Source organism: Pseudoalteromonas sp. bablab_jr010, assembly GCF_016464105.1.
GTDB classification, from domain to species: domain Bacteria; phylum Pseudomonadota; class Gammaproteobacteria; order Enterobacterales; family Alteromonadaceae; genus Pseudoalteromonas; species Pseudoalteromonas simplex.
Window position 1 is genome coordinate 431,304 of sequence record NZ_JACDWV010000148.1, and the last position, 8,150, is coordinate 439,453.

Below are 8,150 nucleotides of genomic sequence, written 5' to 3' on the forward strand. Positions count from 1 at the left end.
TTAAATTCTATGCTATTTTTTTACATTTAGTCGTATTTTACCCGTTATTTTTTTATGACACTGGTGTCAAATTTAACAACTTGTAAAAAAACAATCTAAAAACCCGCCACTTTACGTTAACGTAAACTGCGCTTTATTTTGAATAATTATTCAAATTATGAATATCAATGCAGTTTTTTACGGGGTCTCGACTAGCCTAACTGCATCATTATTTACTCTTGGCTTTAGCATAGTTACAAACTACGTATCTGAGCAGACTACCTTAGTCGCAATGACTGAGTTCTTTACCCTTGCGTCAACAATCAGCAATTTAAAAGTGTCCGCAGCGGACACTTTTTCTGTCCGCGGACAGACATTAACTCACTGTTAAAACATAAAATAATTAAAAATCAATAAATTAAAAACTGGCACGCTACTGGTATAGATAAGACATCAGCGAAATTGAGGATTTCAAAATGTTCACTATCAGTTTGTTTATGGCTTCTCCACTTACCATGCTTGCCGTTGGCTTCATGATTGTGTGTTTTGAGAATCGTAAGGAGTTATGATGATTAAGGATACCAGTGCCCAAGATATTACCGTGGCCAAGAAAAACACCATTAAAAAGCCACTTATACTAGCTGCAAGTGTAATACTTGTTGGTGCACTCGGCTTTCAAGCATTGTTTGCCAGTAACGATGGCAGCATTTCGGTTGATGCAGCAAGCCTACAAATTAGTGAAGTAAGCCAAAAGACACTCACCAGAGATGTAGCTGCGAGCGGTAAAATCGTTGCAGCTAATGCGCCAAAGGTTTATAGCCCAGAACGCGGCTTTGTCGATTTAAAAGTAAAAGCCGGTGACAGCGTTGAAATAAATGAAGTGATCGCAACCGTAACCAGCCCTGAGCTAACCAACGAGCTAAAACAACAACAATCAGTATTAGCGCGATTAGAAGGCGAATTACAGCGCAAGCAACTTGAAGCGCGCAGACAAAAACTAAGCCTTACTAAAGCACTAGATTTAGCGCAAGTTGAACTCAATGCTGCAGATAGAGAAAACCGCCGAGCTAAAATCTCAATCGAAAAACATTTAATTAGCCAAATAGATTTAGAAAAAGCCGTTGATGACTTAGCTCGTGCCAAGCTGTCTTATAAGCACGCCGAGCAAGAAGTCAGCTTAGCTAAAGATACCCTCGCATTTGAGCTAAAAGCTGCAGAGCGTGATCTGGCACGCCAACAACTGATTGTTGATGACCTACTCAGACAAGTAAATGAACTCACTATTACCGCGAGTGTAAGCGGCATTGTGGGTAACTTATTAGTGCAACAAAAAGAAGCGGTCACACAAAGCCAACCATTAATGACATTGGTAGATTTAAGTAACTTTGAAGCAGAACTGCAAGTACCAGAAAGCTACGCCAATGAGCTAGGTCTTGGTATGCAAGTTGAGCTTACTTTAGGTGCTCGTCATGTCACAGGCACGCTCTCGGCTATATCACCTGAAGTAAATAACCGCGAGGTGACAACCCGCGTACGCTTTGACAATGAGATTTCTGGCATCCGCCAAAACCAACGCTTAACTGCACGTATTTTACTAGAGAATCGCGACGATGTATTACAAATAAAACGCGGCGCATTCTTACAACAAGGTGGCACCCATGCTTATAAAGTTGACGGTGATATGGCTTATTTAATCGATATAAAAACCGGTGCAAGCAGTATCAATGCTGTGGAGATAATTGAAGGCGTAGAGCCTGGCGATAAGTTAATTATCTCAAACTACGATCGCTTTAAAAAAGCACCCACACTGGTTTTACGCTAACAAATAAAAGGAATAATCAACATGCTTACAATGAACAACATCAGCAAAGTGTATCAAACAGATATGGTACAAACACATGCCCTTCGTGACTTTAATCTTCAAGTAGAAGAAGGTGAATTTATTGCCGTAACGGGCCCAAGTGGCTCAGGAAAAACCACATTTTTAAACATCGCCGGTATGTTAGAACCCTTTAACGAAGGCCAATACATGCTAGACGGTATTGATGTGGGTAAGCTCAACGACAACCAGCGTGCTGACTTACGTAATCAAAAAATTGGTTTTATTTTCCAAGGTTTTAACCTTATTCCAGATTTGAACCTCTATGAAAATATTGAAGTACCACTGCGTTATCGCGGTATCAAAGCCGCCGAGCGTAAGCGCCGAATCGAGCAATGCCTAGAGCAAGTTGGTTTAGCTTCACGCGCTAAACACTTACCGCAACAACTTTCTGGTGGTCAACAACAACGTGTGGCTATTGCCAGAGCCCTTGCAGGTGAACCGCGCTTTTTACTTGCCGATGAGCCAACCGGTAATTTAGATAGTTTAATGGCGCGTCAAGTGATGGAGCTACTTGAGCAAATCAACCGTGATGGCGCAACTATCATCATGGTTACCCATGATCCTGAACTTGCTCGCAGAGCACCACGTAATATCCAAGTTGTTGACGGCCAACTCGCTGACTTCACCTTGTATCAAGGCACTCAAAACCTTAAAGCGGCTGGAGTGTAACCATGTTCCTTCATTATTTAGATTTAAGCTGGCGCAGCTTTAAGCGCACGCCACTTGTGAGCTTTTTAATGGTATTGGCCATAGCCATTGGTATTGGCGTAACCATGACCAGTTTATCTGTGTATCACATGATGTCGGCAGACCCTATTCCTGAAAAAAGTAGTGACCTTTATACAGTACAGCTACAAACCATGGATGAAGGCCGTACGTGGTGGACAGTCGATAACATGCCACTGCAATTAACTTATCAGGATGCCGTTAACCTTAATCAAGCGAATGCGGGTGGCAAACGTGTCACTATGGTTAGAACGGGTTTTTCGGTTTATTTAGACTCAGATAAAGTTAAACCATTTATTGGACAAGCACGCCTAACCACGCCTGATTTTTTCGATATGTTTAACCTATCGTTTATTTACGGTGGGGTTTGGAGCGCGCAACAAGAAGCCGATGCAGCCCCTGTTGTGGTGATCAATAAAGAATTAAACGACAAGTTATTCGCAGGTGAAAACCCTGTCGGTAAAATGGTGTACCTCGATGATGCCAGCTACGAAGTTATTGGCGTGATTGATGATTGGGATATCACCACCAAATATTATGATCTGAACAACGGTGCATTTAATAAGACCGAGCAACTATTTTTACCATTTAGCCTAATGAAAGCACGCCAGCTTGAAAACTGGGGTAATACCAATGGTTGGAAGCACGAAAAAACCAATACCTTTAACGACAAACTCAATTCTGAAATGGTGTGGTTACAATTTTGGGTTGAACTAAAAACACCTGCAGAAAAACAAGCTTACCAAGACTTTTTAATGGCCTATATGCAAGAGCAACAAAAGCTAGGTCGTTTTAACCGCGAAAAATTAACCGCTACCTTACGCGATGTAAATGAGTGGATGCAGTACAACAATGTTGTTAGCGAAGACAACGAAATTCTGGTTGGCCTTAGCTTTATGTTTTTAGCGGTATGCCTTGCCAACATTTTAGGCTTATTACTAGCGAAGTTCTTGCGCCGCGCTCCTGAGGTCGGTGTACGCCGTGCATTAGGTGCCAGCAAACGCCAAATATTCTTTCAACATATTGTTGAGGTCGCGATGTTAGGTTTCTTAGGTGGCATCTTCGGAATTATTTTGGCGCAAGTGGGCTTATTAGGCGTACGTCAAAGCTATAGCTACTACCAAAGCTTAGCCACTATGGATTTAACCATGCTACTCAGCGCACCGGTGATTGCAATTAGCACCTGTGTGATAGCGGGTCTGTACCCTGCTTGGCTGGTATGTAAAACCAACCCTGCTATTTATCTTAAGAGCCAATAAGGAAGACACCCATGTTAGAAATTAAACCTATCTTTCACGCCTTATGCCGCTCAAAAGTTGGCGCCATTTTATTACTGATCCAAATTGCCATCACCACTGCAATTGTTAGTAACGCAGCGTTTATTATTCAAGACAGAATTAGCTATTTAAGCCAAGAGACTGGCTATCCTGAACAAGACATTTTTGTTTTTAATGTCATGATGTTTGGCAAAGATGTGTCGCCGTCACAGCAGTATGAGCTTGATGAAGCCATGCTTCGTCAAATACCTGGTGTAGTTGATGCTGCTTATTCAAGTAATACACCGCTTTCGGGCAGTGGCTCTTCGTCAGATTTTAGTTTAAAGCCAGCACCTGAAGAGAGTAAATCAGCGCGTAGCTCTTACATGTTTATCGATGAGCATGGCATTAATACTTATGGTGTAAAACTCATTGCTGGGCGTAACTACACCGAAGACGAAGTGATCGTCACCGATAACTATGATGAGCTTTCAAAAGTAACCGTTGTTACTAAAACCCTACTCGATGAGCTGTTCCCTGACGGCAATGGTTTAGGTCAAACTGTCTATTTTGGTGACATTCCAATGAAAGTAATTGGTGTTGTTGAACTTATGAAAGGCCCATGGCTTAAAGACAGCCGTCCAGATAACGTAGCACTGCTGCCTTTTATTAAGCCTGGTACAAATGCACGCTTTGTGGTTAGAACAGAGCCTGGTCAACGTCAATCAGTCATGAACCGTGTTGAAGAAGCCATGCTGAAAAACTACAACAAACGCGTGATTTCTCGCATTCGTGGCTTAGATGACGATAAAGAGTCATACATGGCTGAGGATACATTAATGATGCGCATGCTGATTGTACTTATTACTATTTTAGTGTTGGTGACGGCCCTGGGTATTTTCGGCCTAACGCTGTTCAATATTAGCAAGCGTACTAAACAAATAGGTACTCGCCGCGCTTTAGGTGCCAGAAAATCGGCCATCATCAGCTACTTTTTAGTTGAAAACGCCATGATATGTATAGTTGGTTTAGTGATTGGTGTGATTGCTGCCGTGTATTTAGGCCAGTTGCTCATGCAGCACTTTTCAATTGCTCAGCTTGATATTAGCTACGTGCTTGCTACGGCGCTGTCAGTGTTCGTTATGAGTTTATTAGCAGTACTTGCTCCAGCAAAACGGGCGGCGAATATCTCACCGAGCATTGCAACTCGAACAATTTAGTTCTTCCAACCTATGCTACACTGGATTAACAGTGTAGCATTCATCTTGCACCCTTATTAGGAAAATAACTAAAACAATAATATGGAAAAAATACTTATCGTCGACGATAACCCAGCCATTTTGGATGCATTGTCGTTATTACTCGAAATTCACGGTTTTGATGTTGTTACAGCAAGTAACCCGTTTGAGGCAATTCAAGCCGTACAATACCAACGTATTGCGCTTGTTATTCAAGACATGAACTTTACCGCCGACACCACTTCCGGCGAAGAAGGCAAAGAACTTTTTTATGCCTTACGAGACATAAATCCTCACCTACCGATTATTTTGATCACCGCATGGACAGAGCTTTCTACTGCCGTTGAACTTGTCAAAGCAGGGGCTGCTGATTATTTACCAAAACCATGGGACGATGCCAAGCTACTTACTTGTGTAAATAACCTAATCGAGCTAGGTAAAGCAAAACAGCAAAACGAAACCTTTACACGCCACCAGCAAGAGCGTGACGCATCTGTGCAACAAGCAAATTTGGTGGGCTTGGTTTATAAAAGTACCGCTATGGAGCACATTGTTAATCTTGCGGTTCAAGTGGCTAAATCGGATATTTCAGTGCTGATCACAGGCCCCAACGGCAGTGGTAAAGAGCGAATTGCGCAAATAATACAGGCTAATTCATTATTAGCTGATAAACCCTTTATCACTGTTAATGCGGGTGCTTTGCCAAGCGAGCTTATTGAGGCTGAATTATTTGGTGCCGAAGCGGGCGCCTACACCGGTATTACTAAACAACGCATTGGCCGTTTTGAAGCGGCCGATGGTGGCACCCTATTTTTAGACGAAATTGGTAACTTACCACTTTCTGGGCAAATGAAATTATTACGCATTTTACAAATCGGTGAATTTGAACGTTTAGGTTCAACACAAACTCGTAAAGTGAATGTGCGGGTGATTTCAGCTACCAATGAAGATTTAAGCCATGCAATTAAAACAGGTCAATTTCGTGAAGACCTTTACTACCGCTTAAATGTGATTGAGTTAAATTTACCAAGCCTTGCCCATCGCCCAGATGATATTTTAGCTTTAGTCGCACACTTTTTACCTGAGCGCACACTGTCGCTAAGTACAGAAAAAGCCCTGCTCGCCCATAGTTGGCCGGGTAATGTTCGTGAGCTTGAAAATGCCTGTAAACGCGCTGGCGTTTTAAAACCCACAGGGGTGATTGAGCTTGCTGATTTTGGCTTACAAGTTGAAACAAACAGCCCAACACAAACAAGAGCAGAGCCTAACAAACAAGAGATTGAGCTTGCCATGCGCGAATACAAAGGTGTGATTGCTAAAGTGGCTCGCCATTTTGGCTTAAGCCGCCAAGCACTTTATCGCAGGCTTGATAAATTTAAGATTGAATACTAATGCGTTTATCGTTTCGATATAAAATCATAACTTTGTGTATTGCAGCGTCTGCATTGCCGCTTATATTGGTTTGTTATTTTGCGGGCATAAGCTTGCTTTACAGCCTATTAGCCCTGAGTGCTTGCGCCTTGATCAGCGGATTTTTTGCCGCGCATTTATCAGCTCCGCTCATTGATAGCATGAACTCGCTCGAAACCGGGCTGCTTAATTTTAAAGATGGTGAGCTGGCTACATTATTAGCCTATGATGGCAGTGATGAGCTAGGTGATTTATGCCGGCTTTATAACCAAACTGCAAAACAGCTTCGCCAAGAAAAACAATGGATTTATCAGCGCGAGTTGATGCTCGACAAAGTATTACAAAGCTCCCCACAAGCTGTGCTTTTGACTAACGACCAAGGCTTTATTGTGTATAGCAACCACAGTGCCCGCAGCTTACTCGATGCTAAGTCAGCCCTTGAAGGTGCCAAGCTTGAAAACTTATTAGATTCAAGCTGCGAGCAATTAACGCGTGCGATACAAAAAGGTGTTGATGGTTTATTTACCCTCGACAAAGCAGATCAAGAATCACAAACTTGGCATATGGCAACAGGCCGATTATTGCTTAATAATCAGTTTCATCAACTTTATGTTTTTAAACAACTGACCCGTGAACTAAGCCGCCAAGAAGTAGAGGTATGGAAAAAAGTTATTCGTATTATTAGCCATGAGCTTAACAACTCCCTTGGGCCAATGTCGTCTATGCTTCATAGCGCGCAACTTTTAACAAAAGAAGTCGATGAACCACGCTTAAAACGGGTATTTACCACCATTGAAGACCGCATAAAACACCTCAATGAGTTTGTACAAGGCTATGGTAAATTTGCCAAGTTACCCACCCCTCAACTATCAACGATTAACTGGCCAACGCTGATTGAGCAATTAAAAAGTCAGTGGCAAGTCGAGGTTTCACTTGATGAGCGAGTGACAACTGATGCTGATCACACTCAGCTCGAACAGTTACTTATTAACCTATTAAAAAATGCCTATGAGTCAGGGTCAAACCCCGAAGATGTCAGCTTAACAGTGCAACAAGAAGCAAGTGGCACACACATCACGGTGAGTGATAAAGGTAAAGGTATGAGTGAAGCTGTAATGGCTAACGCACTTATACCCTTTTACTCCACTAAAGCAACAGGCAGTGGCTTAGGGCTAGCACTGTGCAGAGAAATAGTTGAAGCACACCACGGGCAAATTAGCTTGCATAACCGCGAGCAAGGTGGATTAAGCGTGCATGTTTTGCTGCCCTAATAGCCTTTAACACATTCGATATGGATCATGATTAACAAAGAAACCCGTAACATAATATGAGCTTTTGCAATGCTAAGCAGTAGCATACTGATTAAATTACCACTTATTTAAACCTCTATGCTAATAAAACCTTTTCGTTGAAACCTTGCTCATGTAACTTGGAAACGAGTTGTTCAAGCACCTCATCTTTTTGAGGGGCTACAGGCTGCGTTAATAGTAAAGAAGTCACATTGCCAAAACCTGGGTGATCAAAATCAGGGTTTTCAAGTCCATGTTGTGCTCTTAGCGTTAGCAGCATAAGTGCAGCATAAGGTGTAAATTGCCAGTTCATATTATCGAACTCAAAAAACATCTTACTCGGTGGTGATGCAACCTGAGCGACTTGATC

The 8,150-nt window shown here is 42.3% G+C and carries 6 protein-coding genes and 1 pseudogene; 6 read left to right on the plus strand and 1 reads right to left on the minus strand.

Going from position 1 to position 8,150, the window contains the following annotated elements:
* Positions 1-547: 547 nt before the first annotated feature.
* The 6 genes from JIG37_RS15305 (at position 548) to JIG37_RS15330 (ending at position 7,762) form a co-directional block, all read left to right on the plus strand.
* Entirely contained in the window at positions 548-1,801 is a 1,254-nt protein-coding gene (locus tag JIG37_RS15305) for an efflux RND transporter periplasmic adaptor subunit (RefSeq protein WP_199529770.1), read from the plus strand.
* Positions 1,802-1,822: 21 nt separating this feature from the next.
* On the plus strand, positions 1,823-2,530 hold the full coding sequence (locus JIG37_RS15310; RefSeq protein ID WP_187489316.1) for an ABC transporter ATP-binding protein: 708 nt from the start codon (positions 1,823-1,825) through the stop codon (positions 2,528-2,530).
* Positions 2,531-2,532: 2 nt separating this feature from the next.
* A complete protein-coding gene (locus tag JIG37_RS15315) occupies positions 2,533-3,846 on the plus strand; it encodes an ABC transporter permease (RefSeq protein ID WP_105173978.1) in 1,314 nt (437 codons plus the stop codon).
* An 11-nt stretch (positions 3,847-3,857) separates the two neighbouring features.
* Complete coding sequence (locus JIG37_RS15320) at positions 3,858-5,063, plus strand: FtsX-like permease family protein (protein WP_199529756.1); 1,206 nt, start codon at positions 3,858-3,860, stop codon at positions 5,061-5,063.
* A gap of 81 nt (positions 5,064-5,144) precedes the next feature.
* Positions 5,145-6,473, plus strand: coding sequence for a sigma-54 dependent transcriptional regulator (locus tag JIG37_RS15325; RefSeq protein WP_199529757.1), 1,329 nt, complete (start codon positions 5,145-5,147; stop codon positions 6,471-6,473).
* A complete protein-coding gene (locus JIG37_RS15330; RefSeq protein ID WP_199529758.1) occupies positions 6,473-7,762 on the plus strand; it encodes an ATP-binding protein in 1,290 nt (429 codons plus the stop codon). The genes JIG37_RS15325 and JIG37_RS15330 overlap by 1 nt, the downstream gene beginning before the upstream one ends.
* A gap of 115 nt (positions 7,763-7,877) precedes the next feature.
* Here JIG37_RS15330 and JIG37_RS15335 read toward each other — a convergent pair.
* Positions 7,878-8,150: pseudogene (locus JIG37_RS15335) on the minus strand (hypothetical protein); the annotation flags it as partial.

Excerpts from the sequence above, each read along its gene's own strand:
- JIG37_RS15305 (WP_199529770.1), top strand. The coding sequence starts at position 548 with ATGATTAAGGATACCAGTGCCCAAGATATTACCGTGGCCAAGAAAAAC.
- JIG37_RS15310 (WP_187489316.1), top strand. The coding sequence starts at position 1,823 with ATGCTTACAATGAACAACATCAGCAAAGTGTATCAAACAGATATGGTA.
- JIG37_RS15315 (WP_105173978.1), top strand. The coding sequence starts at position 2,533 with ATGTTCCTTCATTATTTAGATTTAAGCTGGCGCAGCTTTAAGCGCACG.
- JIG37_RS15320 (WP_199529756.1), top strand. The coding sequence starts at position 3,858 with ATGTTAGAAATTAAACCTATCTTTCACGCCTTATGCCGCTCAAAAGTT.
- JIG37_RS15325 (WP_199529757.1), top strand. The coding sequence starts at position 5,145 with ATGGAAAAAATACTTATCGTCGACGATAACCCAGCCATTTTGGATGCA.
- JIG37_RS15330 (WP_199529758.1), top strand. The coding sequence starts at position 6,473 with ATGCGTTTATCGTTTCGATATAAAATCATAACTTTGTGTATTGCAGCG.